This is a genomic window from Paenibacillus sp. FSL K6-0276, assembly GCF_037977235.1.
Taxonomy (GTDB): domain Bacteria; phylum Bacillota; class Bacilli; order Paenibacillales; family Paenibacillaceae; genus Paenibacillus_AQ.
On record NZ_CP150276.1, the window covers coordinates 1372164 to 1398202 of the forward strand.

Sequence of the window (26039 nt, forward strand, 5' to 3'; positions counted from 1 at the left end):
CAAACTTTCTCAAGCGTGAACTAGATTTCGGACTCAGGTGACCTTATTTGCGATATTAGGGGCATTTTGGATCGTTTTCGGACTCCAGAGTCGCTATTAGCACAAAACAGACTTAATTTGACCTGATTATCAGACAATAGCTCTTAGGTCCGAAAAAGCTCCAAAATGGCAGTTTTTCCAGTAATAGCGGCATCTGAGTCCGAAATCGCACCGAAGCGCGGACTCTAAGCAAGAGAACCGCGCAAGCCAACACCGAAGCGCGGACTCTGAGAGAGAACTGCGCATGCCATCAACATGGCGGACTTCATCAGTGTTATGCCAATGTAACGACCATACATAGGCACTATGCAGTGCCTAATTCAAAAAGCCACCGCTCCTCACTTTCGTGTGAACGGTGGCTTTTTTGATTACACATCTTTAGATCTTAAATTGTTGCACAGCTTCCTGAAGCTTCTTAGCTTGCTCATATAGATGTTGCACGGTTTCTGAATGTCCTTCAAGTTCAGTACGCTGGCGATCTGAGTTCTCGGATAGTGTATCCGAACTTTCTTGGGACCTTGAAGTGATTTGTGCGGTTTCCTCCACGGAAGCGCTGACCTCTTCTGTACTAGCTGAAATTTGCTGGGTAGCCGCAGATACAGATTGAATATTCTGATTGATGCTCTGGATAAGAATCAGCAGGTGATTAAAGGCATCGCCCGCTTCTGCCACCTTGCCAACACCGGAGGCTACCTCAGAATTCACGTGGTTCATCTCGGTAACGGAACGATTCATATCTTCCTGAAGACCGAGCAAGAAGTCGCGGATCTGCTCATTCGCATTACGAGATTGTTCGGATAGTCTGCGTACTTCTCCTGCAACAACAGCAAAGCCGCGTCCATGTTCTCCTGCGCGAGCTGCTTCGATCGATGCATTCAGCGACAGCATTTGGATTTGTTTCGTAATTTCAGTAATACTATGAACGACTTCTCCGATCATTACTGAACGTTCGTTCATAATTTGTAATTGATCCAGTGACTGCAGGGAGGCACGTTCAACCTGGCGCATTTGCAGAACGGCACTTTGAGCAATCTCATTACCACCGCTAGCCTCAGCGGAAGCTTCACTGATCTGCTCTGTGACTTCATTTGCTGCTGAGGCTATATGCTGAATGCCTAAATTGATTTCTTCCATAGCTTTCGAGTTATCAAGAGCGCTGCTGGCGATGGTCGTACTACCCTTGCCGATTTCTACAACAGATGAGCTAGAGTGGTCTGCCATTTCATTTAAGACCTCTACACGTTCCCTTAAGGAGTTGGAATCAGCGACCACAGTATTTGAGGTTACCAGTACATGTCCGATCATTTCTTTTAGGCGTAGGGTCATCGCTTGGAAGCTTTTCGACAGTTGGGCTACTTCATCACTGCCTTTAATCGTTAATTCCTCTGTGAAATCTCCCTCTGCGAGTCGGGCACTATAAGCTGCAAGTTTTGAGATTGGACGTGTAATACGCAAACTCATAAACCAAGCACTAGTTAGGCCTATGATCAGCGTTAGCAGTGTAATTCCAGCACTGGTCCACAGAATGCTGTTTTGTTTTTCTTGAATAAAGCTTACGTCACTGCTTATTCCGATAACCATCGTACTTCCGGGAATACCGAGATAAGCTGTCTTATGTATGCCATGTGCGTCCCTGTATATATCGCTTAGGCTGCTTTTTCCTTTAGAAGCTTGTTGCATTGCAGACGATACCTTGACAATTTCCGCCCGCTGCAATTTTGCATCATGATCTGCGGTTAGTACCTCAGCTTCTTTCCCTTTTAGATTGAGCAGAAAAATAGTCTCAACCCCATGCTGTTTCCTCTTATCCTGAAAATAGAATTCAAGATTAGTGGCTGCTTGTTCGCTCTTCTTTAGTGCTTGCTGAGCATGCATTACGTTAATATTCTTATATACGTCCTGAGAAGCAGCAGTTAGAATTTGGTTTATTTGTGGCATGACATAGCTGTTGAAGATATTGATGGAGATAAAGTAGAAGCTGATACTTAACAAAAGAGACGTGAGTAATAGAACTAAAAACAATAAACGCGTGAATCTGCTACTGATCGAATGCTTGAAACGAAACATATTTCTCCCCCTTTTTATGGACAGCGAGTCCCCATTTCATTTTTGGAATGCATCATAAATCCCCTATCAACTGCTGGAGTGTGGCAACTCGCAATATATTCCATAGTTATGTAATATATCAACTAAATGGATCGGGAATATAGGTGTTGGATTCTATTCTATAGAATTAACCTCTGGATGAATAGTGAAAATTTTGTTTTATAGAGCATATTTTTCTGAAAAAGATGAATTATTACTGACACTTTTATTTTTAATAAAAAAATTGGTATAAATACCCAATCCGTAAACTCTCTATTTTGATGGATTGTTCGGCGACAGTGTGATAGAGTATTAATGTTTTGTTCCAAACTTAATATAATCCGCGGTTCGTAACCATCCCGCGTAAACAAAACTAGGAGGAGTTTAAGTAATATGTTTAATTTGTTGTGGGGAGTTTTATTTGTTATTGTCAATTTTTCCTTTTTTCTACTCTGTTACCGCCTGTTCGGCAAAAGTGGAATGTATGCCTGGGTGGGTATCGCTACTGTAATTGCTAACATTCAGGTAGCTAAGACGATTGCTATGCCATTTGATATTGTGATGACACTAGGAAATACGATGTATGTCACTTTGTATATGACCAGCGATTTGCTTAATGAGAAGTATGGAAGAGCAGAAGCACGTAAAGCGGTTTGGTTTGGTTTCTTCACCTTGCTTATGACGACAGTCATTATGCAGATGGTACTAGTATTTAAGCCGCAAGAGACCGATATCGCTCAGTCTTCTTTGGAGACGATCTTTGGGCTGATGCCTCGATTAGCGTTGGGTAGTCTTACTGCTTACTTCATTAGTCAGTTCCTTGATGTTCGGTTGTACTCCTGGATTCGCAAATATTACAGCACCTCAAGTCAGTTGTGGGTTCGTTCCAACGGCAGTACGATGATTAGCTCCTTTGTGGATACACTAATCTTCTGTACCATTGCATTTACTGGTATGTATAACTGGAGTGTGTGGCTTGAAATTTTGCTTACAACGTATCTAGCGAAATTCTTACTAACCGCAGTAGGCACACCTATCTTATATATCGCCCGAACTTTTACTTTTGCTGAAGATGGAACACCATCATCCGCTCAAAAGAAGGAATAAAACAACAATACAGCCAGCGCGTACCGATCATTAATCGATGCGCGCTGTTTGATTTTTCCAGTCGTAAGAGGGCTTGATCGTTCCATAAAAATGTGTACATAAAATTAATATAAAGCTAAAATAAGCTATCGTAGCAATTCTAATAGTATCCCTATGCAATTCGGAGGTTGAAGATGAAGACAAAAGAGATGGTATTTGCCGCGTTATTTGCTGCATTGATAGGGGCATTAGGCATGATACCACCTATTCCATTAGGCTTTATTCCAGTACCGATTACTGCACAGACCTTAGGTGTCATGTTAGCCGGCTGCTTTTTAGGAAAGAAGACGGGGGCACTTAGTTTGATTTTATTTATCGTATTAGTCGCTTTAGGTTTACCGTTATTGTCAGGTGGACGCGGAGGTCTATCAGCATTGGTGGGTCCTTCTGCAGGATATGTTTTTAGCATGCCAGTTGCCGCATTTTGCATCGGTTATGCCACAGAAAAGGTATGGTCTTCGTTAAAAATCTGGAAGATTATCGCTATTAACTTTGTTTTTGGGGTTGTTCTGGTTAGTTTAATAGGAGCGCCTGTGATGGCCCTTATCACGCACACCTCAGTCTGGGCCGGACTTGTGGGGGCGATTGTATTTTTACCGGGAGATTGTATAAAAGCTATCATTGCTGCCTTTATTGCTCTTCAACTAAAAGCTATCAGTCCGATCGAAGAGAGTGTACATAATCGGTAGTCACAGAAATTAAGAACAGGTGTGATCAAGGATGAATCTAGTAGTTCCTATACTGCGTCATGCAGCACAACAGCCCGACAGCATTGCCTTAACCCATGACCAAGCAAGCCATACCTATGCCACATTAGTAGAAACGATGCGGAGAATCGCGAATGGTCTACAGCAAAAGGGTTTGAGGCATGACAAAATTGCTATTTTATCTACGAATCGCATTGAATTTGTTGAGGTTTTCTTGGGGGCTATTTATGCAGGCTGTGTTCCCATTCCTTTAGATCCCAAGTGGAGTGCAAATGAACTGCAGGTTATTATAGAGCAGTGCCAGCCGAGAATGATTTTTGCCGAGCTGGAAGCTGCAAGGAATTTGGTCTTCAAGGACCAAGCCATCCCAACACTGACTTTCTCAAAAGATCGAACAGGTTCCTATGATCAGTGGCTGGACGCGCTGAAGCCAGAGGCTGAATTGGATGATACGAACGAGTTATTATTTATCGGCTTTACTTCAGGCACAACTGGGTTGCCCAAAGGATATATGCGTACCCATTTATCATGGTTAAAAAGCTTTGAGGTATCGAATGCTGCCTTTGAATTGGACCCTATGAAGGATGTTTTAGCACCGGGTCCGTTTGTGCATTCCCTGTCCTTATTCGCTGTAATGCAGAGTCTGTATTGTGGAGCAAACTTTCATATCACGCAAAAATTTAGCGCCACGCAGGTGTTAGAACTGTGCAAGCAGATTCCGGGTGTGGTGCTGTTCGTTGTACCGACAATGCTCGAATCCATGATGCAGCAGGCTGTTCCTGGGCAGACACAAATTGATGCGATTATTAGCTCAGGTGCAAAGTGGTCGGAGTTGTCCAAAAAAAGGGGCATGGAAGTGTTCGCTGGCGCGCGTCTCTATGAATCCTACGGTTCCTCTGAAGCGAGCTATATTAGTTATTTGGATGTTCTGGCGGAACACAATCCGAACTCTGTAGGCAAGCCCTATCCTGGGGTGCAGATTTCCATTTGTGATGAACAGTTCCGTGAAGTCCCTGCGGGGGAGATTGGGCAGTTATATGTGCGAAGTGATATGATATTTCTAGGCTACCATCAATTGCCGAATGAGACTGCAGCAGCTTTTCGAGACGGATGGCTGATCCTTGAAGATTATGTTTATCAGGATGAAGCTGGCTATTTATATCTGGCGGGTCGCTTGAATAATAGAATCATATCCGGTGGGCTGAACGTTTATCCAGAGGAAATAGAACGAGTGCTGGAGCATCTTCCGGAAATACAAGAAGTAATGGTGCTTGGCATCCCTGACGATTACTGGGGAGAACAGTTGACAGTCCTTGTGAAATGGAACGGAGAAAAGCGCTTATCTATAGACGAAATAAAGAATTATTGTCGCCAGTATTTAGCAAGCTACAAAGCGCCGAAGCAGCTGCTGACGGTAGATGAGTTTATCTATACAAGCAGCGGCAAAATTGCCCGGCAAGCGATGAAAGACTATGTGAAAAGAGCGATGGTATGATAGAAGCAGTAATTGTCATGGCAAAACGTACACCCATTGGCAGGATGGGCGGCTTATTAAGTACATTTGAGCCGGAAGCATTACTGGCGCCGCTTATTCAGCATATTGTGGCAGAAACGAACCTGCCTATAGATATGATCGATGATGTCGTTATTGGAAATGTTGTCGGTCCGGGTGGAAATATTGCACGGGTAGCTGCGCTTGAAGCGGGGCTGCCTGTCTCGGTTCCGGGTGTTACAGTGGATCGTCAGTGCGGCTCTGGGCTGGAGGCGATCAATATAGCTGCACGACTTATTCAAAGCGGCGCAGGGGAGATTTATTTCGCGGGCGGCGTGGAAAGCACGAGCCGTGCCCCCTGGAAAATGGCTAAGCCCCAAACCTTGATGGGTGTTCCACAGCTATATACCCGTGCTCATTTTACGCCTAGCTCTTACGGTGATCCAGATATGGGGATTGCTGCGGAAAATGTAGCGCGGAAGTACGGAATTTCGCGAGAAGAGCAGGATCAATATGCCTTGAAAAGCCATCAGAAAGCCGTTCATGCTCAGCAAAGTGGCCGGTTTCAGCAGGAGATTGTACCTCTACAGATTGAGGGGGAGTGGGTGCATACCGACGAATGTCCAAGAGCCAATACGAGCCTGGACAAGCTGCGAAAGCTGCCTACAATCTTTGAAGAAAAGGGTACCGTCACCGCTGGAAATGCCTGTCCTATTAATGATGGTGCGGCGCTTCTATTAATGATGTCCCGTGAGAAATGTCGGCAACTCAAGCTCAAGCCTATTCTGCGTGTCGTGGATGCGCAAGCGGCAGGTGTAGATCCGAACTATTTAGGCATGGGACCAGTTCCAGCTGTACAAAAGGTGTTACATCGTCAACAGCTGACAATAGCCGATTTAGATATAGTAGAGTTTAATGAAGCCTTTGCTTCGCAAGTCCTAGCCTCACTGAATGAGCTTCAGATCCCACAGGAAAAGGTTAATCTTGGAGGGGGCGCATTAGCTATCGGTCATCCATATGGGGCATCCGGAGCTATTTTAATGACGCGCTTATGTGCTGAAATGCAGCATGCCCCTTATAAAAGAGGGCTTGCTACGCTGGGTATCGGCGGTGGTATCGGCCTCGCGACCCTCTTGGAGGCGGTAAAATGAATAGTGTCCGACATCAGATTCTTATGACTACTGAGTGGTTATCGGACTATGCTCAGAGTATTGAGGCACCCGTGCAGACGATTAATGGTAATCTGATTGCTCCTTCTACGATGCCTATTATTTTTTGGCAGGCCTTCGATATTCCTTGGCTTAGTAAGGGAGAATCTTTGCTTCACGGCACTCAGAAATTCTCATATCAAGCTCCGATTACGGCAGGGATGACGTTAGATTGTGAATTAGCGTTAACGAGCAAGGTGCAAAAAGAAGGCCGGCAGGGCAAGCTGACCTTTTACACACATACGCTGATTTGTAAATGTGAGGGCGAGCTTATAGTCACCGCAGAAACGGTGTTAATTCGGGTAGGTGATGATCACGATGAAAAAATGCATAACTGTTGAAGCCATCCGGCAATATGCAGTAGCTTCCCAAGATCTGGCCGCTATTCATCTAGATGAGGATGCTGCAGCCAAGGCTGGATTTAAGCGGCCCATCGCGCATGGGATGTATCTTATGGGATTAGCCCAATCCTTATATATTGCGGAGCATAGGGCACAGTGGATCACTGAGTATGAGATGAAATTTCATCAGCCTGTAGAGGTCGATAATGTCGTGATTTTTGATTTTGCGGAGGATGACTGCCCTGTGAAAGTGACCCTTACAACAGAAGCTGGCGATCTTATTGCAACGGGAGCTTTTTCAGTGAAAGAGGTGTAGTAATGAACAAAGTAGCCTTAATTACTGGAGCGACAAGAGGGATCGGGCGCAGTATCGCCGTGCAGCTTGGGAAGTCCGGTTATATAGTGATTGTTAATGGCACGAAGCAAGCGTTAATCGATGAGGTTGTGTGCAAGATTCGCCATGCAGGCGGTGAGGCGTTAGGGTACTCTGCTAATGTAGCAGATCCAGTTGCGGTCACTGCAATGGTGGATGAGGTTATTGCTCGATATGGCCGTATTGAGGTATTGATAGCTAACGCTGGGAATTTGCAAGATCAGAAATGTCTACGGATGACGGATGAAGAGTGGAAGGCTGTTCTGGATGTGCATCTAAATGGTACCTACTACAGCATTCAACGAGTACTTCCGTATATGCGCCAGACAGGTGGCGATATCCTGTTGATGACCTCTATGGCTGGACTAACAGGTTCCGTGGGTCAGGTGAATTACAGTGCAGCCAAGGCTGGAATACTCGGAATGATGTGGACGCTCGCAGCCGAGCTGAAGCGTGATCAAATTAGGGTCAATGCGATTTCACCAGCCGCTTTAACGGATATGACCAGACCTGTCATTGATCATTTGAAAGAGAAACATGCCAGTCGTAATGAACCGTTCCCGGAGTTCTGGCGAATAGGTGCTCCAGAGGATATTGCTTCCTTCGTAAGTGCATTATTGAGGGAGAGCGATGCGGATTTAACCGGTGAAATCTTTGCTGTGAATGGATCAAGGGTGACGAAATGGGAGAAGCCTGCACCTGTATTTTCTGAGAACAGCATTGAGGCATTTTTCGCTACTTGGCACCGTCAAAAGGGGAGTGAATAAATGCTTACCTTCGATAAAGTTCATTTTTATTATAAAAAGGGTCAGCCTGTCTTAGAGGATATCAGCTTTACGATAGAAGCAGGGGAGTTTGTGGCGATTGTTGGCGCTAATGGCTCTGGCAAATCCACCATTGCAAAGCTAATGGACGGATTGCTACTGCCGCGAAAAGGGTCGATACAGTTTAAGGGCTTAGACACCGAAAATCCAGCTGATCTTGCAGGTATTCATCAGCAAATCGGCTTTGTCTTTCAAAATCCAGAGGATCAATTTATCACCACAACCGTTATGGATGAGGTGCTTTTTGGTTTGGAGAACATTCGTGTGCCGAGGGAGGAGATGCGCAGCCGATTAGATCATGCCTTGCAGGCCGTTCATATGGAGGATTATCTGGAGGCCATGCCTCATCAGCTATCTGGGGGGCAAAAACAACGGGTCGCTATTGCGGCTATTTTGGCGATGCGCCCGCAAGTCATTATTTTTGACGAGGCCACCTCTATGCTTGATCCTCAGGGAAGACAGCAGGTTCTTGCCATTATGCAAGAGCTGCATCGTCAAGGTCTGACCATTATTCAGATCACTCACCATATGGAGGAAGTGCTTTCAGCAGAACGAATATTACTCCTGCATCAAGGGCGACTTGAGTTTGATGGTGATCCAATGGCTTTTTTTGAAACGATGCCTGTTGCGGACTATCAATTACAACTGCCTTTTGCAGTGCGTGTACATGCATTGCTCCATTCAGCAGCGCCGCCAACAGCCGATTGGAAGGGGATAATTCGATCACAATGGTCTACCAATTAGATAATTTAAGTGTGAACTATGCGGATCATATGGCTTTGCACAATATAAACTGCACCATTACTACGGGCAAATGGATTTCGATTATCGGTCCAACGGGAGCAGGAAAGTCTACCTTTGTCAAAGTGCTGAAGGGCTTGATTCCCACCGTAAAAGGAGACTATTGGATTGATCAGCAGCCTGCTCGCAGAGATGCGAAAGGGCAATTAAAGGTCGTCCCTGAGCTGGGCTTCGTGTTTCAATATCCGGAGCATCAGCTATTCGAAACCACGGTGTATAAGGAGCTTGCTTTTGCTATGAATCAGCAGGGCGCTTCACGGCAGCAAATTACGGAGGCGATTGACAGGATTTTGCCGCAAGTGGGTCTGCCAGAAAAGATTCTCCCGTTAAATCCATTCCAATTAAGTGGTGGGGAAAAGCGCCGTGTAGCTATTGCCTCCGTGCTGATGACGAATCCGAAGGTGCTAATTTTAGATGAACCCACAGCGGGACTTGATCCAGCTAGCCAAGTATTTCTACTGAAGCTGCTGAAGTCATGGCAACAACAAAACCAGCGCACCCTTCTCTTCGTCTCACACCAGATGTATGATGTTGCCGAATACTCGGATGAGGTTTTGGTTTTTCACAAAGGTCAGCTAAAGGGGCATTATGACACCAGAACATTATTTCTGGAAAAAGAAGAATTATTAGTGGAACTCGGCTTGTCTATGCCTGAACCCGTACAGTTTTTGAAGTTAGTAGAGGAACTATCCGGCCAAAAAATTGAGATTGCTAGCTGCAAAGAGCAGGATATCTTCGATGCTGTTCTGCCGATTTGGCATTCGAGGGGGCAAGGACATGGCTGATTCCGTAATAGTGGGTCAATATGTGGAGACGCATTCGATTTTCCATCGTTTAGATCCTCGTATAAAGCTTGTTAGTATCGTGCTTCTCATGCTTAGCTTTCTGATGCTTGGAACGGGACTTAGCTATGCAGTTGCGACCTTTTTTGTGTTCGGAATTTTGCTGCTGACGAAAGTTCCTATTCATTTCTTCTGGCGAGGGCTGCGGCCGCTATTATTTATTTTGTTGTTTACCTTTCTGTACAATGCCGTGTTTACCAAAGGAACGGTCCTCTGGTCATGGTCGTTTATTGAAGTGACTGAAGAAGGATTGCGAACAGGATTACGTTTTGTTTGGCGTATAATATTGCTCATCTTATTAGCCTCAATATTAACGTTAACTACTAAACCGCTAGACTTAGCATATGGTCTTGAAAAGTTGCTGTCCCCTCTATCCAAATTGGGGGTACCCGTAGAACAATTCTCCTTAATGATAGTGATTGCGATCCGTTTTATTCCTACCATCAAGGAGGAGCTTGATCGTATACTTCTCGCACAAAAGGCTAGAGGGTATGATCTTACAGCATTATCACTGCCTAAACGGATATTTGCTTATATCCCGATCATTATTCCTTTGCTTTTCACGACGATTCAACGTGCTGAACAGCTGAGCTATGCGATTGATGCGCGTGCTTATGGAAATGGTAAAGGGAGAACTTCTTATAAGCGATTGCAATTTCAGCAAATAGATTATCTGGTAGGGGGAGTTGCCCTTATATTTGCTGTGATTCTGCTGTTGTTAAAGATAGGAAAGGTGTAGATGAAGATGAAATGGAACACCCGTATTAGGGAGTTATTACACATAGAATATCCTATTATTCAAGGTGGGCTTGCTTATTTAGGTTATGCAGACCTCGCAGCTGCAGTTTCGAATGCCGGTGGATTGGGTCAGGTCACAGCGATGAGTCTTCCGAGTGCAGAGGCTTTACGTTCAGAAATAGAACGGGTACGAACTTTGACGGACAAGCCATTTGGTGTTAATTTTGCCATTGGTGTGCATGGTATTGGTTATGAAGATCGGGTGCAGGTCGCAATCGACGAGCAGGTTCCCGTGGTTAGCCTCACCGGAGGGAATCCTGCCCCTATACTGGAAATGCTTCAGCTCACCGATATTAAAACGCTCGTGCTCGTCTCTTCACGCAGACAAGCCCAAAAAGCTGAACAACTAGGCGCGTCTGCGGTTATTGTTGTTGGGCAGGAGGGAGGAGGCCACTTGGGACGTGATGATGTTGGGACTATGGTGCTCGTTCCTCAAGTAGTTGATGCGGTTGATATTCCTGTGATTGCTTCAGGCGGGATCGGGGATGGCCGCGGATGGATGGCTGCCCATGCTTTGGGGGCGGAGGGAGTTGAAATGGGCACACGATTCGTTGCTACGGTTGAATGTGTTCATGCAGCTGCTTCTTATAAAAAAGCCCTAGTAGAAAGCTCAGAGTCAGATACAGTCGTAATCAAACGTTCCATCGGAGCACCTGCGAGAGTATTACGTAGTGACTACATTGATAAAATTCTTGAAATTGAGCGCGTGACACCGACCTATGAAGCATTAAAAGAATATATCAGTGGTGCAGCCAACAAGCGTTGGATTTATGATGATATCAAAGAAGAGGGCATTGGTTGGGCAGGCCAAGTGACAGGAATGATCCATGATATTCCTACGGTCTCGGAGCTGATCGGCAGGATGGTCAAAGAAGCAGAGTCGATTCGTAACCAGTGGGGAACACAGGCATAAATAAAAACAAACAGAGCGGCGATTCTCTCATTATTGGAGGAATCGCTGCTCTCTGTTTTTGGTCGATTGTAGAAGCCTTGCCTAAAATTCTTTTCTACAAATGAAGTATAGTCAGTTCCTTAGGGAAGCTTGTTAAGGTCTCTGCACCTTCAGCTGTAATAATTAGATCATCTTCGATACGCACACCAGCTAGTCCAGGCACATAAATCCCTGGCTCAACGGTGAACACATTGCCGATCTCGATAATGTCATCGTTCTGTCCATGGAGTGATGGATATTCATGAACATCCATACCCAGTCCGTGTCCGACACGGTGCAAGAAATATTCCCCGAATCCGGCTTCCTCAATCACATCTCGTGCAGCTTTGTCGACAGAACCGAAGGGAGCTCCAGGATTGGAAGCAGCGATCCCAGCTTCGTTGGCAGCCAGTACTGTGTTGTAGATAGTGACTAGCTTGTCATCCACGGATTCAATAGCAAAGGTACGTGTAATATCAGAAGCATAACCGTCAGCATACACCCCGATATCAAACATCAGGAAGTCGCCTGGTTGAATGACCCGGTTGCCTGGGACGCCGTGAGGCAGGGCAGTTTTCGGACCAGAAAGCACCATAGTGTCGAAGGAAGGGCCGGAAGCGCCAACCTTTTTCATTAGATATTCCAGTTCCGCTACTAGATCGTTTTCTGTAACGCCTGTTTTTACGTGGGTAAGAACGCGGCGCAAGGCTTCCTCAACTAGCTCAGCGGCATGTTTCATACGCTTAACTTCATCTGGGGTCTTTTTGGAGCGCATGCTGCGCAGCAATGGACCAATATCACTAAATTGTTCAGCTGGAACGGCAGCGGTTAGATGCTCGAAACGTGCGACTGAGAAATGTTCCTTCTCTATGCCAAGAGTACCTAGCTTGCTGCTGCCGAAACATTCTTTAAGCAGGTTATAAGGATTATCAGTGTCGCTGTGGGTCAGGATTTTTGTGACCGAAGATGCCGCTTGGGCCGCTTCTGCATCAAGTGCAGGTACGATTAGCATAGGCTCTTCACCACGTTTCAATAGCAACCCTAGGAAGCGTTCATGCGGATCGCTGGCAAATCCGGTTAAATAGTAGACATGTTTAGGATCGGTTACGAGGAGGGCATCAAGGCCTTCACCCGCCATTTGATGCTCTAGGCTTGTCAGAGCTTTATTCATAGTGGTTATTCCCCTTTCAACTTCACGATTAGAACCGCAATATTCTTATTATAGATCAAAAATAGTCTAGACGCATCTGCCGAACTACACCTATCGTTGGCTAATCATGACATGCCTATTCGAGAACTTAACCTTAAGTAATGACGTTTATTTGTTCACCTATACAATTAAAACGTGACATGAAGCTTTTCTTGACCCTACTAGTTGGTGTAACATAATCTTAATCTTTAAATATACTTCTCATAAGGTTAGGCGGAAGCTTATTCGGGTACGGTTGTTGAGAGAGGAGTGATTCTTGGGATGAGAGGTAAAATTGCACTTGTAACTGGAGCGAATTCCGGTATGGGGCTGGCTACGACAGTTGAACTGGCTCGCAAGGGAGCCAAAGTAATTATGGTTTGCCGTAATCGCCAGCGAGGGGAAGAAGCGCTTGCTACCGCCAAACAAGAGAGTCACTCAGAGGATATTGAGCTCATGTTGTGTGACCTAGCTTCACTTGAGAGCATTCGCAGCTTTGCTGAGGAATTCATTATGAAATATCCGATTCTAGAAGTACTCATCAATAACGCTGGAGTAGTCACGATTAAGCGTCAGCTTACGAAGGATGGCTTTGAAATGGATCTTGGCGTAAATCATTTGGGGCATTTTCTGCTTACGAATCTGTTACTTGAGCCTTTAAAGGCAGCAGAGCAAGGTCGTATCGTTGTGGTTGCTTCCGGTGCTTACAAAATAGGTGCACTTCATTATGAAGATCCAACTCTCGCACGCCGTTTCAATCCTGCAAAAGCCTACGCTCGGTCCAAGTTAGCCAATATTTTGTTTACGAGGGAGCTGGCTTCGCGTCTTCACGGTACAAAGGTGACGGTGAATTGCGTGCATCCAGGAGCAGTGGGCACAAATATAGGTGTAAACCGGGAGACAGGCTTCGGCAAGTCGGTACTTAAGCTGCTGTCATACTTCTTCTTAACACCTGAACAAGGAGCCGATACAGCGATTTATTTGGCTACGGCACCGGAGCTCCGAGAAGTAACAGGACAGTATTATTATCGACGAAAGAATAAAGAGCTGTCTCCAAGAGCGCAGAGCAAAGTAGAGGCCGAACGGCTGTGGCAATGGAGCCAGAAGCAGGTCGGCCTGAGCTAATAAAGATATTTGGAGGAACCAAGGAATGAATTGGGAGAATAGCAGGATTGAGGATGCAACAGCCGCAGATTTAGCGGCTATTGTGGATATTTATAACTCTACGATTGCTGGACGGATGGTAACAGCGGATCTGGAACCTATCACTGTAAAAGACAGAGAGAAGTGGTTCCTAGAGCATAACAGCCATCATCGTCCCTTATGGGTACTGAAGCAGGACGATGAGATCGCGGCATGGTTCAGCTTTCAGTCCTTCTATGGTCGTCCAGCGTATAATGCAACAGTAGAAATCAGCGTATACGTGAGTGAGAAGTTCCGTGGTGGAGGAGCTGGCAGAATTCTTCTGACAGAGGCTATTGAGAAAGCTCCTAGTCTTGGTATTAAGAATTTAGTTGGCTTTGTGTTCGGACATAATGATCCAAGCCTCAGTTTGCTAGAAAAATTCGGTTTTAAGCAGTGGGGATTACTACCCGGTGTAGCTGAATTGGATGGCATAGAGCGGGACTTAGTCATTGTAGGACGTAAAATATAACGAGATCTCAAACAGATAAAACGCTTACATTTGAAGTGATGGATTTACGTTATCGGGGTTACAATCAATCCATATTTTTGACCAACGCTGCAAATCTTGGATGACCGTCTCTAGCGCAAGTCCTTTATCCGTCAAGGAATATTGGATTCGTACAGGTGTCTCAGGGAATACTTCTCTAAGAACAATCCCTTCCAGTTCCAGCTCTTTAAGTCGTTCGGAGAGCAATCTCCCGCTAATGGGTAGTGCAGCTTCGATGACATTGAAACGCTGTGGTCCTTGAAGAAGCTGATAGATAATTAAACCTGTCCAACGCCTTCCAATAATATCCATGCTTTTTTGTAACTGTGGACATAAATCAGTGGACTTCATATGGCTCACCTCTTAGTGAACATTATAAACGAAAAGACCAGTAATTTAAACAAATTCCAATTTAATTCATTATTAGAAGGGATGATTGAAATGGCTAAAAAAAAGAAGATGCCTACCGCTCCGCGTCCTGCAGCGACCGATGGACCAGCTACGCTAAAAGACCTGCTGAGCAGTGATGTCCTAGGAAAGCTGAAGGCACAATCTGATGCGTTGAAAGCGGAAGAGAATGACCGCAAGGAAGCTGCTCGTAAAGCGGTTGAGGATCAGAGAAAGGCTGAGCAGAAGCGGCTTGATAATGACTTTGCACATCTGCTGGAGAACAGTAATCAGGATTGGCATAAATATAAATAAATGTTATGGCTTAGTGATAACAAATTGCTGAGATAAAGAGATCCACTAGGGTGTCTCTTTTTTTTGGAAAATACAATGCTATTCATAAAATTCAATTGTTTTAAATTTTACTATACGAAAGGGTTGACCCTCCAAGTGGGCTTAGGTATAATCGAACATAGTGCGAATGAAAATCATTATCATATAGATTATGATCACCTAATTCTCAAACTATCTTAAAGTATTAAACAGATAAGGAACAACTCATGAAACTAAAATATTTGTCCCTACTTCTAATCGTATTCTCATTTATATCTTTGTTTATAGGCGTTAAGGACATTTCACCTTTGGATCTTTTTTCTCTTACGGAATCACAATTACAGACCCTGTTGATTAGCCGAATCCCACGCTTAGCTGCACTGATTATAGCCGGTGTAAGCATGAGCATTGCCGGATTAATTATGCAGCAGTTATCGCGAAATAAATTCGTCTCTCCCACTACGGCGGGTACAATGGATTCCGCAAAATTCGGTATTCTCGTATCACTGATGCTGTTCACAGGGGCGACGCCGATGCAGAAGCTGCTCGTTGCTTTTGTTTTTGCTCTACTGGGAACCTTTATATTCATGAGAATCTTGGATCGGATCAAGTTCAAGGATAGTATTTTTATCCCGCTGGTCGGACTCATGTTCGGGAACATTGTAGGTTCGATTACGACTTTTTTTGCTTACAAAAATGATTTGATTCAGAATATTTCGTCTTGGATGCTTGGAGATTTCTCTACGATTATTAAGGGTCAATACGAATTAATCTATATCAGTATTCCACTTGTCATTCTCGCGTATGTTTTCGCTAATAAGTTCACTGTAGCCGGTATGGGGGAGGATTTCTCCATTAATCTCGGTATGAACTACAAAGCGGTTGTTAACATAGGACTGGTGATTGTAGCGTTAATTTCTTCTGTAGTTATTTTAACCGTGGGTACGATCCCATTCTTGGGTCTTGTTGTGCCTAACATAGTAACGCTATACATAGGCGATAACCTCAAAAAAAATCTGGCGCATACTGCCATTCTCGGTGCGGTGTTCCTCCTGTTCTGTGATATTTTGGGCAGGCTCATTATATATCCATACGAAATATCAATCAGTCTCACGGTAGGCGTCATCGGAAGTGGTCTGTTTATCTACTTGCTGATGAGAAGAAAGGCGAATTAGAGATGAAGACGAAACTAACTATATTATCCTTAAGCGCTGTTGCTCTCATCGTCTTGTTTATGACCTATCATGTTATGGGAAATTGGGACTACGTTCTACCCAGTAGAGGAAGAAAGTTGGCTGCGATTCTGATTACCGGAGCAGTGATAGCTGTCTCTACCGTAGTTTTCCAGAGCATTACGAACAATCGTATTTTGACACCTAGTATTCTGGGGCTAGACTCCCTTTACATGTTGATCCAGACGTTCGGTGTATATGCCCTAGGCTCATCGAATATGACCTTTATGAATAAAAATGTTAATTTCCTGTTCTCTGCTTGTATCATGGTTCTGTTCTCAGGTGTGCTGTATAAGCTAATGTTCCGCAGAGAGGGTCAAAACATATACTTTCTGCTGCTCGTAGGACTTATTATGGGAACGATGTTCCAGAGCGCATCTTCTTTTATGGAAGTGCTTATTGATCCGAACGAATTCCTGATTCTACAGGGGAAAATGTTCGCCAGCTTTAACAATGTCAGCAGTGATCTATTGATTATTTCGACCATTGTCCTAACGCTAACTACGCTGTATTTCATGCGATTTGTTAAGTATTTAGATGTTATTTCTTTAGGAAAAGATGAAGCGATCAACTTAGGGATCAATTATGACTACGTGGTGAAAAGACTCCTAGTGGTTATATCCATCTACGTTTCGATATCAACGGCTCTAGTGGGGCCGATCACCTTCTTTGGTCTACTTGTAGCTAATGTGGGGCACCAGTTGTTCCGTACGCATAAGCATTCCTATCTGATTCCCGGCACGATTTTGCTAAGCATTATTGCACTTGTCGGGGGACAGTTTCTGGTAGAACGTGTTTTTGGATTCACTACTACGGTTAGTGTAATCATTAATTTTGCAGGCGGCGTCTACTTTGTCTATCTGCTGTTAAAGGAGAATAAGTCGTGGTAGAAGTTAAACATGTAACCAAACGTTATGGCGGAGTAACCGTCGTTGATGATGTGTCTCTTTCCATTAAAAAAGGAGCGATCACTTCCTTCATTGGCCCGAATGGAGCCGGTAAAAGTACGCTTCTCTCTATGATCAGTAGACTTATCTCCAAAGACGCGGGAGAAGTACTGATCGAAGGGAAGGAAATTGGCACCTGTAAGAGTAATGAACTTGCTCGTAAAATATCGGTACTAAAGCAGTCCAATCATATCAGCGTACGTCTCACCGTGAAGGAACTCGTTTCTTTTGGAAGGTTCCCATATTCACAAGGGAAGCTCACATCTGAGGATCGAGCGTTCGTTGATGAAGCGATTGCTTACATGGATCTCAAGGAGATGCAGGATAAATATATTGATCAGCTTAGTGGTGGACAACGTCAGAGAGCATATATTGCGATGGTTATGGCTCAGGATACAGAGTATATTTTGCTCGACGAGCCACTTAATAACCTGGACATGAAGCACTCGGTACAAATTATGAAGGTGCTACGCCGACTAGTAGAAGAAAAGGGCAAGACGATTGTGCTCGTCATTCATGATATTAATTTCGCTTCTTGTTATTCTGACTACATCGTAGCGCTCAAGAATGGGCGGGTAGCTTCATCGGGTACGGTTGATGAAATTATTGATACGGCAGTACTTAGGGATGTATATGACATGGATATCCCTATAGAAACAATTGGTGGTCGTAAAATTGGTGTCTATTTCTAAACAAGACGCCGCTTATATTCGGAAATTATTATGACGTAACGCACGAAGTGAAAGGCGCCAGCTTCCTGACGTATACGCGTATAATTCAAATAGCTAGACTATAAAATTTAGGGGTGAACATTTTTGAAGAAGAACTTATCTTTACTAATCATGACAGTGTTTCTTGCGGTAATCTTGGCAGCCTGTGGCTCCAATAATGCAGCAACTTCAAATAACAATACAGCAGCGGCAGGCAATACAGAGGCTACTACTGCACCGACAACTGAACCTAAAGAACTTACTTTCAAACATGCACTTGGCGAAACTACGATTAAGACCAATCCGCAAAAAGTGGTTGTGTTTGACTACGGTACACTCGACACATTGGATAAACTGGGCGTAGATGTGGCTGCATTGCCTAAAGGCAGCGTGCCATCTTACCTCTCTAAATATAGGGATGACAAATACGAAAATGTTGGCGATTTGAAAGAGCCAGACTTTGAGAAGATTAATAGTCTTTCTCCAGACCTGATCATTATCTCAGGCAGACAGAAAGATATGTATGAAGAATTTAGCAAAATTGCTCCTACGCTATACGTTGCTGTAGACAATGCGAACTACATGGAATCTTTTACAAATAACGTGAAGATGATGGGTCAAATTTTTGGCAAAGAAGCTGAAGTAGAGACCGAACTTGCTACTATTAATGACTCCATTAAAGCTCTAAATGAGAAAGTTACAGCAGAAAGTAAAAAAGCACTTATCATTCTTGCAAATGAAGGGAAAATCAGTGCTTACGGTTCTGGTTCCCGTTTCGGTATTATCCATGATGTATTCGGATTTGCACAGGCGGATGATAAGATTGAAGTATCCACTCACGGTCAAAGTGTATCTTACGAATATGTAGCCGACAAGAATCCAGATTATCTGTTCGTAGTAGATAGAGATGCGGTTGTGAAGAGTGATAGTGGAGAATCCGGCTCAGCGAAGAAAGCGGTTGAGAACGATCTCGTGAAGAACACAAATGCTTTTAAAAACGGTAAAATCATTTACCTAGATCCTAACTACTGGTACTTGTCTGGTGGCGGTTTGGTATCCGTTAGTGAAATGGTCAAGGAAGCTGGAACCGCTCTGGCAGCACAATAGTTCTAGAACATATGATTACCGGTGAATATCCGGTTAGAGAAAGCCTGTTGGCAGGAGTATTACTCCTTGTCGGCAGGCTTTTTTCGTTTTCTTCCATAGAATTACTGGTATATTCATACTAGTTGCTAAATTTAGCTGTAACTTTTTATGTTGGTATACGTGGTTAGGTTAAGGGGGGAGTGCATGAAGCGAAATTCACTGGATGAAATATATCAGATGTATGTGATGGATATTTACCGCTATTTGCGCTCCCTTTGTGGTGATCATCACGCGGCGGAAGACTTGATGCAGGAGACCTTTTATCGTGCTTATCTATATATAGAGGATTGCAAAGAAGAGAAGATTAAGCCTTGGCTGTTCCGTGTAGCCTACAACGCCTTCGTAGATTATAGGCGAAAGGAAGGACGCAGCTTGGTACAGAGTGAGGAATTCTTTAAACAGCTTGCTCATCCAGATACCACGGAAAGCACGCTGCTTCGGCAGGAACGTTGGGAAGAGATATGGGTATCGGTAGCCGAACTTCCTGACAATCAGAGGCATGCGCTGTTACTACATGATTTTCATGGTCTTAGTTATCGTGAAGCATCGGACATTATGAACGTGGGCCTGTCCCAATATAAGATATTGATCTTTCGAGCTAGACAGAAGCTGCGTGAGGCAGAGCGGAGGAGGAATGAAGATGAGTGAGGAATTCAAGGAGAAATTAAGAAGGTATGGCGAAGGCACTCTTGCAGACGAGGATAGGGATGAAGTGGAGCGCGAACTGGAGAAGATGGAAGTTTATCAGACTTATCTAGATGAACTCATGGGGGCAGAGGAGCCTGCTTCAGGTGATGGAAAGAGGATGAATTTCGGAAAAGGTGAAGGAAGCAGACCCAATAGGGAAAAAAAGATCATCCGCCGGGGCAAATGGAGAGCACGCGTGTCGAGCACACTTACGGTAATCTCTGCGTTGTTGATGTTCATGATCATTTGCAGCTTTATCACTGCAATATTTTATGGTACTGGGGAGAGAGTTGAGAAATACCGTGATGTTGTTTCTTCAGCTATTGCTGTTTCACAACCGAATACGATTGTACATTTAAGTAATGATTCCACTCCATTTTTTTCAATGAATCTAACTGGGGATATAAGGAAACAAGTGGGAGATGAACAAATTACTGTTGGAGATTATTCAATGAAGCTTTTATTTGGATGGGCTAGGCTCTACAACTATTCCTGGACGGATGAAAGTAGAGGTGTTGGTTATTATTTTGTGTATCCACAGGGGAAGCAGTCTGCGGCAAACAGTATGGATGATAGCAGTGAGTGGGAGAGATTAGAGAAGCTCCCGGAAGGAACAGTAGCTGAAGCGTACTTGTCTTTTGACCAATTATTTACGACAGATGAGCTACTGAAGAAGTTTGAACCTAAGAATCTTCAGCCTTTGTGGTTCGCGGCAGATACAGGTCCAAGGACACGAGAGCCAGTAATAAATGACCCATTAGGATTTCCAAGTACACCAATCTGGCATGCAGATGATATGAAAGTGACACAAGAATCAAAGAAAAAGTGGGGGTGGTTCGGAGGGGTGACTAGCCGCACGAGTGTTTCTCCATCTGTTGATTCATATGGGGATGCTGAACTACGTAATGCGAACTTCCTCAAGACATTGCACTTGATGCAGGAGTATAAATCGATCGCCAACAAGGTGATTCCGTTCATAGATCTGGATGATTCTATCAGTTATCTAGAGAAGAACGGAGTTAAGTTGTATGGAGCTGTCGTAACGGGTCCGGTTAAAGAACTGCTCAAGCTAAAAGAAGAAGAATGGGTCAGCAACATGCATGTGGGGGAAGTAAGACTGTGGAATTGGCGGGATCGAGAGAACTGAGTCACTGCAATAGCAGCCGGATATGCTCAATGTTGGTGGGGTATACCCGGCTTTGTTGTGTACAGAGAGCAGGCTATTTCTTTTCTAGTGCTTCTTCAACTTTAACAAATTGCCCCTTGATTTCACAGCTTGGACATTTTTGTGGTTTGCAGCGCCCTTCCTTAGTTTCCCCGCAGGCTGTACATTTCCACTGTGCCATCTATAAGACCTCCTTCATAAATTATTTTCCTTATCTTAACAATATTGAACATGCAAGGGAGTGGAAGAAGTCACAGAACTTGCTTCTCGCTTAAGCAAATCGTACAATTATTTGAATATTAGATTTACGGATATGTGAGATAACCAAAGTTGAGTATGATAGATTAGGAGCTGAGATTTATGAAAGTAGGAGTCGTATCTGATACACATATGTCAAGAATGGCTAAGTCTCTGCCAAAGGCGCTTATTGCAGAATTCCGAAATGTGGACATAATCTTGCATCTTGGGGATTGGGTGAGTATGGGAATCTATGATTTGCTGTCAGAATTAGGACCGGTAGAGGGTATTGCCGGAAATAATGATGGCGATGAGATCATTGAGCGTTTCGGAGAGCGCAAGATTATTACGCTTGAGGGAATCAGGATTGGTATGGTACATGGACATACGCCACATTCCCGTAAAGGAACGGACGGGAATGCCCTGCTTGCTTTTGCGAATGATGAGGTGGATTGTATTCTCTTCGGTCATTCACATCAACCCTTGCTAAGAGAGGAGAATGGGATCCTGCTATTTAATCCTGGTTCTCCTACAGATAAGCGGCGTGAGAAATTGTATTCTTTCGGAATATTGGATATCGAAGCGGGTAAGGTTAGTGCCCGGCATGTGTTCTACGATTCAAAGGAATAAGGGTCAATTGTCCAAATCATTCGGCGTTCTCTCCATGGTGAACGCCTCGGTTACCATTTACAATGTTGTTAAAACGGGCGAGGCCGGAAAGTGAGCGCTGATGATGAACAATTATCGTATAGAACGAGTGGTTTTAGATGATTTAGAACGGCTCATACCATTATTTGATGAATATCGAGTATTCTATGGAGCAGCCTCTGATCGGGAAGGGGCACGCGCCTTCTTAACCGACAGACTAAGGCTGAATGAATCTGTAATTCTTATGGTGGTAGAGGGGGAAGGTGACGGAAAACGTTCGTGGGGCTTCACACAGCTCTATCCTTCATTTTCATCGGTGACGATGGAGCGCCTCTGGATACTGAATGATTTGTTCGTTACTGCAGAGATCCGAGGGCATGGGCTAGGCGCTATGCTGCTGGAAAGTGCTAGAGATTATGCGATTTCTACGAATACGAAGGGCTTGTCCCTGACAACGATGACGGAGAATGTAGGCGCGCAGCGGTTATATGAAGCGCATGGCTACATTCGAGATGATGAATTTTATACCTATAACCTTTTTTTCTAAGGCTAGCTAGAGAGAAAGACGAGTAAGGGGCGTTAAAGTGGAAACAAGTAATAAGTTGGCAATCTTTTTTGACCTGGATGACACGTTATATGATCATTTGGTTCCTTTTGAAGAAGCAGTACGAGAAGTGCTCAGCCCAGATGAGAGTAGTCTGGATTTTGCGGAATTATTTTATAAAGTGAGACATCATAGTGATGTGTTATGGCCGATGTATTTGCGGGGAGAAATTCCGCTGGAGGAGACACGGGTGCGCCGTCTGGAGCTTGCTTTTGCTGAGTATGGTTTGCAGATTGATCGTGATCAAGCCTCAGCGGTACAAGCGGCATATATCGGCCGTCAATACACTATTCAGATGATTGATGGAGTGCGTGAGCACCTTGAACGATTTATTGCGGACGGTCATAAGGTAGGCATTATTACGAATGGCCCAAAGGATCATCAGATGAGTAAAATTCGTGGGCTAGGCTTAGATCAGATTATTCCCGAGGACATGATCTTTATTTCTGATGCTGTCGGTCTTGCTAAACCGGACCCAGAAATATTCGTACACGTAAACCAAAAGACAGGTACTTCGGCGGACCACTCGCTTTATATAGGGGATACTTGGGCTAACGATGTAGTTGGAGCGCTCGCGGCTGGATGGAAGGTCTGTTGGTATAATCCGAGAGGCAGACAACCGGCTACGAATCATAAGCCTAGTTATATTTTCACTAATTATAAGGAATTTGGCGAGCTTCCTTTGGTGTGAGAGGTGGAATTTAATTAAACGCTCATAGGATAAAAGTGGATCAACGTAGTGTGCATGTTAGCTTATACGGAAAAATTCCCTATAATAAGCGACTATTTAGGTTATATTGCGAATTATGCGGAAATCCTCCCTATAAATACAGTGAAAAAAATAAATTAAGAACGATTCAGGTAAATTATAGGGACAATTTCCCTATATTCTGTTAATTCGGCTATTAAATCTAGAATTATAGGGAGAAAATTCCTATAGTAGCGCATCGTAGTGTGTATATGCTCCATATAAAAAAAGCTTGCTCCCTAAAAGCCAATTTCGGCATAAAGGGGCAAGCTTTTTCATTTACTCTGCGAAGCTGTACGTTGGGTCCGTCAGTTTCATTCTTTCTTTAATGCCTGCTGTGGCATAAATTTTGTTGTCATCGGTAATAAAAAAAGCTTCAACATCTTCAGGTAACGATTCAAGATATTTCATGCCTTCTTCTTTTCCCATTAGAAATACCCCAGTAGACAAGGCATCCGCAATTGTTGCATTCGGGCTCATAATGGTAAGACTTTTGAGACCGTTCTGAGAAGGATATCCTGTGCGCGGATCAATGATATGATGGTAACGAACATTGTCCTGCATAAAATACCGTTCGTAAACACCAGAAGCATCGATGACCTCATCTGCAATTTTGATCGTTCCTAGCTGTGTGCCACGGCTCTGATCTGGATCCTGCAATCCGATATTCCATTCGCTTCCGTTTGGCTTCTTACCGAGTGCAATGATACTGCTGCCTCCGAGGTTAATCATAGCGCTATTTAGACCTTGCTCTTTCAAATAATCAGCGATACGGTCTGCAGCATAACCTTTTCCAATGCCGCCTAGATCCAGCACCATATTTTCCTTCATCAGCTTTACAGTTTTCGCAGCTTCATCAATTTCAACGTCCTTGTAGTTGGTTAGGCTCTTGGCTTTATCAATATCAGCTTGGGGAGGGACTTTATCGCCGCCACTACCGATATTCCAGAGATCGATTAGCGGACCGATTGTGGGATCAAATAGCCCGTCCATTTCTTTTGCATATTGAAGGGATTGTTTAATCACATCCAGGGTCTCGTCAGAAACGACAACGGCTTCTTTCCCTGCTGCTTGGTTGACAGCGTAAAGCTCGCCGCCTTCTTTGGTGCGGCTAAGCTCCATATCCATTCGTTCCAGCATGTGCTGGATATCATCCATATTTTTCTGTGCTACGTTATCTCCGAACACTTTTATATTCACGACAGTGTCATAAATATAAAATGTTTGAGAGAGAGACTTTTCCTCTCCTTTTCCGGATGTTACTGCGCTACCCGTAGTTTCCGCCGCCTTATCGTCCTTCTCCTTAGTAATTAGCCAAGCACCGACAGCTATGATGACGATGACGATTACAACGAGGATCAGCGTCATTTTTTTGTTCTTGAACATATTCCACCATCCATAAAGTTAGTTTCTAAACCACATCATTACTTATAATACCCCAGATAAGAAGTTGATGGAAATTAATTTCATGACACATTTAAGGATAAGCCGGTCAGCATAGCAAAAAAGCCCCGTATCCTGATTCGGGGCGGCGCTATAGATTTTAAAAAAACGATCCTACTTAATCGAGCATATATTCACTGTATTTATTCTTACGAGGATTTAGTACGAAGAGGATCCCTTTGGCATATCCGCTAACGGCTTTGAAATTCCGCTTTAGGGTTGCTTTAGCCGTCAGACAAGACAGTGTCCAGATCAGGGCAGCATAATTCATAAATGGAGCTTTACGCAAGTTCAGCAAATAGTAATGATTGATTGCAGTAGCTCGTGCAACAACCCCTGCCTTATCACGAGAACCTGGCGACTCATGATGGATGATTTTCATGGCGGGGTTAATCACAAGCTTGCCATACTGGCTGGCCAAGTGGGATAAATAAATATCCTCGGCTATGGAGTAGCTTGTCATCCATGGATAGGGCTTAATATCACGCAGTGCCGAGCGCCGGAAGGACATATTACACCCGTGAAAAAAATCCGTTTCAAATACCTGCTTCTTCTCTCCCCAAAGGAATTGCGAGCCTGCAAACATACTTGCCGACAATCTGCCTGGTGATCCGGACATTTGTCCGGTTATCATACCGAACAGCCTGCTTGGAATGCTACTATGTATGCCTTTTGCTACACCACCTACACCAACAATGGAATCATCGGCTGCATAAGTATCTAGCAGTCGTCGAATATATAAGGAGTCATCTAATTCTGCATCATCATCTAAGTTGAGCACAATTTCTGCATGGATCAGTCCTAGCGCTTCGTAACGGGAAAGCCAGAGGCCAGGCTTAGTTTTGCGATGATAATGAAGTTCAGCCTGCGGTAATCCAGTTAGTATTTCACGATAATAAACTAATCTGTCCTCAGGGATCTCACCGTCGTCCACAATCCATAGCTCGATGGAGATGTCCTCAAGCTGTGTCTGCTTGCCAATGGACTCTATGCACACCGTAAGGTCGTCGATTCGGTTACGGGTAGGAATCACTATAGATATATCATACATATCTGATCTCCCTTCAGGACTTCTTTTGTCCGCTAATCTGAATGCAGTCTTCCGGCAAAATGGTTACCTTTATTCTATCTGTCCTGAAGAAGAGCGTATATACCACTTTCGTATACTTTTAGTTGGGGCTCAGGTCTAATGAGATTTTTTTTAAAATAAAAGTTAAGTTTGTATTTTTCGGTTTTTAACTATATAATAGTAAGTGACGAATATTTAGTTATCAATCTTATTCAGCAGTTACTAATGAACCATA

The 26039-nt window shown here is 44.1% G+C and carries 29 protein-coding genes and 1 riboswitch; of the genes, 23 read left to right on the plus strand and 6 right to left on the minus strand.

Going from position 1 to position 26039, the window contains the following annotated elements; translation table 11 throughout:
• Nucleotides 1-417 precede the first annotated feature (417 nt).
• Nucleotides 418-2106, minus strand: a complete 1689-nt coding sequence (locus MHH52_RS06230; RefSeq protein WP_340007335.1) for a methyl-accepting chemotaxis protein — start codon at nt 2104-2106, stop codon at nt 418-420.
• A gap of 355 nt (nt 2107-2461) precedes the next feature.
• Nucleotides 2462-2507: riboswitch (PreQ1 riboswitch) on the plus strand.
• A gap of 10 nt (nt 2508-2517) precedes the next feature.
• Between MHH52_RS06230 and MHH52_RS06235 the strand changes: the two genes are divergently transcribed.
• The 11 genes from MHH52_RS06235 to MHH52_RS06285 all read left to right on the plus strand — a co-directional run bounded on the left by MHH52_RS06235 (nt 2518) and on the right by MHH52_RS06285 (nt 11569).
• Nucleotides 2518-3231 (plus strand): queuosine precursor transporter, encoded by a 714-nt coding sequence (locus MHH52_RS06235; RefSeq protein WP_340007336.1) that lies wholly within the window; start codon nt 2518-2520, stop codon nt 3229-3231.
• Between the two features lie 173 nt (nt 3232-3404).
• Nucleotides 3405-3959: a biotin transporter BioY gene (locus MHH52_RS06240; RefSeq protein WP_313637616.1), complete on the plus strand. Its 555-nt coding sequence runs from the start codon at nt 3405-3407 to the stop codon at nt 3957-3959.
• A 31-nt stretch (nt 3960-3990) separates the two neighbouring features.
• On the plus strand, nt 3991-5472 hold the full coding sequence (locus MHH52_RS06245; protein WP_340007338.1) for an AMP-binding protein: 1482 nt from the start codon (nt 3991-3993) through the stop codon (nt 5470-5472).
• Complete coding sequence (locus MHH52_RS06250) at nt 5469-6620, plus strand: thiolase family protein (RefSeq protein ID WP_340007339.1); 1152 nt, start codon at nt 5469-5471, stop codon at nt 6618-6620. Before MHH52_RS06245 ends, MHH52_RS06250 begins: the two co-directional genes overlap by 4 nt.
• Complete coding sequence (locus tag MHH52_RS06255) at nt 6617-7018, plus strand: MaoC family dehydratase N-terminal domain-containing protein (protein WP_340007341.1); 402 nt, start codon at nt 6617-6619, stop codon at nt 7016-7018. The genes MHH52_RS06250 and MHH52_RS06255 overlap by 4 nt, the downstream gene beginning before the upstream one ends.
• Nucleotides 6996-7334: a MaoC family dehydratase gene (locus tag MHH52_RS06260; protein ID WP_340007343.1), complete on the plus strand. Its 339-nt coding sequence runs from the start codon at nt 6996-6998 to the stop codon at nt 7332-7334. The genes MHH52_RS06255 and MHH52_RS06260 overlap by 23 nt, the downstream gene beginning before the upstream one ends.
• Nucleotides 7335-7336: 2 nt before the next feature.
• A complete protein-coding gene (locus tag MHH52_RS06265) occupies nt 7337-8158 on the plus strand; it encodes an SDR family NAD(P)-dependent oxidoreductase (RefSeq protein WP_340007345.1) in 822 nt (273 codons plus the stop codon).
• Entirely contained in the window at nt 8159-8959 is an 801-nt protein-coding gene (locus tag MHH52_RS06270; protein ID WP_340007347.1) for an energy-coupling factor transporter ATPase, read from the plus strand. It begins immediately after the preceding gene.
• Complete coding sequence (locus MHH52_RS06275) at nt 8944-9801, plus strand: ATP-binding cassette domain-containing protein (RefSeq protein ID WP_340007349.1); 858 nt, start codon at nt 8944-8946, stop codon at nt 9799-9801. The genes MHH52_RS06270 and MHH52_RS06275 overlap by 16 nt, the downstream gene beginning before the upstream one ends.
• Nucleotides 9794-10597, plus strand: coding sequence for an energy-coupling factor transporter transmembrane protein EcfT (locus MHH52_RS06280; protein ID WP_340007351.1), 804 nt, complete (start codon nt 9794-9796; stop codon nt 10595-10597). The genes MHH52_RS06275 and MHH52_RS06280 overlap by 8 nt, the downstream gene beginning before the upstream one ends.
• 6 nt (nt 10598-10603) lie before the next feature.
• The gene (locus tag MHH52_RS06285) at nt 10604-11569 is read left to right on the plus strand and encodes a nitronate monooxygenase family protein (RefSeq protein WP_340007353.1); all 966 of its coding nucleotides are present in this window, start codon (nt 10604-10606) and stop codon (nt 11567-11569) included.
• A 94-nt stretch (nt 11570-11663) separates the two neighbouring features.
• Here MHH52_RS06285 and MHH52_RS06290 read toward each other — a convergent pair whose 3' ends face one another.
• On the minus strand, nt 11664-12758 hold the full coding sequence (locus MHH52_RS06290; protein WP_340007354.1) for a Xaa-Pro peptidase family protein: 1095 nt from the start codon (nt 12756-12758) through the stop codon (nt 11664-11666).
• 300 nt (nt 12759-13058) lie between these two features.
• On the opposite strand from MHH52_RS06290, the gene MHH52_RS06295 reads away from it, so the two are divergent.
• Both MHH52_RS06295 and MHH52_RS06300 read left to right on the plus strand, forming a co-directional pair.
• Nucleotides 13059-13901 carry an SDR family oxidoreductase gene (locus MHH52_RS06295; RefSeq protein WP_340007356.1) on the plus strand — a complete coding sequence of 281 codons (843 nt, stop codon included), beginning with the start codon at nt 13059-13061 and terminating at the stop codon, nt 13899-13901.
• Between the two features lie 25 nt (nt 13902-13926).
• Nucleotides 13927-14430: an N-acetyltransferase family protein gene (locus tag MHH52_RS06300; RefSeq protein ID WP_340007358.1), complete on the plus strand. Its 504-nt coding sequence runs from the start codon at nt 13927-13929 to the stop codon at nt 14428-14430.
• 24 nt (nt 14431-14454) lie between these two features.
• Here the strand turns inward: MHH52_RS06300 and MHH52_RS06305 are convergent, their stop codons facing one another.
• On the minus strand, nt 14455-14799 hold the full coding sequence (locus MHH52_RS06305) for a helix-turn-helix domain-containing protein (protein ID WP_340007359.1): 345 nt from the start codon (nt 14797-14799) through the stop codon (nt 14455-14457).
• A gap of 90 nt (nt 14800-14889) precedes the next feature.
• Here MHH52_RS06305 and MHH52_RS06310 point away from each other — a divergent pair, with 90 nt between their 5' ends.
• The 7 genes from MHH52_RS06310 to MHH52_RS06340 all read left to right on the plus strand — a co-directional run bounded on the left by MHH52_RS06310 (nt 14890) and on the right by MHH52_RS06340 (nt 21037).
• Nucleotides 14890-15150, plus strand: a complete 261-nt coding sequence (locus MHH52_RS06310; protein WP_313637643.1) for a YqkE family protein — start codon at nt 14890-14892, stop codon at nt 15148-15150.
• A gap of 245 nt (nt 15151-15395) precedes the next feature.
• Nucleotides 15396-16343: an ABC transporter permease gene (locus MHH52_RS06315; protein ID WP_340007362.1), complete on the plus strand. Its 948-nt coding sequence runs from the start codon at nt 15396-15398 to the stop codon at nt 16341-16343.
• Between the two features lie 2 nt (nt 16344-16345).
• Nucleotides 16346-17290: an iron chelate uptake ABC transporter family permease subunit gene (locus MHH52_RS06320; protein WP_340007363.1), complete on the plus strand. Its 945-nt coding sequence runs from the start codon at nt 16346-16348 to the stop codon at nt 17288-17290.
• Nucleotides 17284-18039: an ABC transporter ATP-binding protein gene (locus tag MHH52_RS06325; protein WP_313640439.1), complete on the plus strand. Its 756-nt coding sequence runs from the start codon at nt 17284-17286 to the stop codon at nt 18037-18039. Before MHH52_RS06320 ends, MHH52_RS06325 begins: the two co-directional genes overlap by 7 nt.
• A 123-nt stretch (nt 18040-18162) precedes the next feature.
• Nucleotides 18163-19164: a siderophore ABC transporter substrate-binding protein gene (locus MHH52_RS06330; protein ID WP_340007367.1), complete on the plus strand. Its 1002-nt coding sequence runs from the start codon at nt 18163-18165 to the stop codon at nt 19162-19164.
• 183 nt (nt 19165-19347) lie between these two features.
• Entirely contained in the window at nt 19348-19851 is a 504-nt protein-coding gene (locus tag MHH52_RS06335) for a sigma-70 family RNA polymerase sigma factor (RefSeq protein ID WP_340007368.1), read from the plus strand.
• Entirely contained in the window at nt 19844-21037 is a 1194-nt protein-coding gene (locus MHH52_RS06340; protein WP_340007370.1) for an anti-sigma factor, read from the plus strand. Before MHH52_RS06335 ends, MHH52_RS06340 begins: the two co-directional genes overlap by 8 nt.
• Nucleotides 21038-21110: 73 nt before the next feature.
• Here the strand turns inward: MHH52_RS06340 and MHH52_RS06345 are convergent, their stop codons facing one another.
• Nucleotides 21111-21236 carry an RCKP-type rubredoxin-like domain-containing protein gene (locus MHH52_RS06345; protein WP_340007372.1) on the minus strand — a complete coding sequence of 42 codons (126 nt, stop codon included), beginning with the start codon at nt 21234-21236 and terminating at the stop codon, nt 21111-21113.
• Nucleotides 21237-21415: 179 nt separating this feature from the next.
• Here MHH52_RS06345 and MHH52_RS06350 point away from each other — a divergent pair, with 179 nt between their 5' ends.
• The 3 genes from MHH52_RS06350 to MHH52_RS06360 all read left to right on the plus strand — a co-directional run bounded on the left by MHH52_RS06350 (nt 21416) and on the right by MHH52_RS06360 (nt 23235).
• Complete coding sequence (locus MHH52_RS06350; RefSeq protein ID WP_340007374.1) at nt 21416-21922, plus strand: metallophosphoesterase; 507 nt, start codon at nt 21416-21418, stop codon at nt 21920-21922.
• A gap of 100 nt (nt 21923-22022) precedes the next feature.
• Nucleotides 22023-22487 (plus strand): GNAT family N-acetyltransferase, encoded by a 465-nt coding sequence (locus tag MHH52_RS06355; RefSeq protein ID WP_313640433.1) that lies wholly within the window; start codon nt 22023-22025, stop codon nt 22485-22487.
• 37 nt (nt 22488-22524) lie between these two features.
• Nucleotides 22525-23235, plus strand: coding sequence for an HAD family hydrolase (locus MHH52_RS06360; RefSeq protein WP_340007375.1), 711 nt, complete (start codon nt 22525-22527; stop codon nt 23233-23235).
• Between the two features lie 336 nt (nt 23236-23571).
• On the opposite strand, the gene MHH52_RS06365 is transcribed toward MHH52_RS06360, so the two are convergent.
• Together MHH52_RS06365 and MHH52_RS06370 are read right to left on the minus strand one after the other, a co-directional pair.
• Complete coding sequence (locus MHH52_RS06365) at nt 23572-24678, minus strand: FAD:protein FMN transferase (protein WP_340007378.1); 1107 nt, start codon at nt 24676-24678, stop codon at nt 23572-23574.
• Nucleotides 24679-24853: 175 nt separating this feature from the next.
• On the minus strand, nt 24854-25786 hold the full coding sequence (locus tag MHH52_RS06370; protein ID WP_340007380.1) for a glycosyltransferase family 2 protein: 933 nt from the start codon (nt 25784-25786) through the stop codon (nt 24854-24856).
• Between the last annotated feature and the right edge of the window lie 253 nt (nt 25787-26039).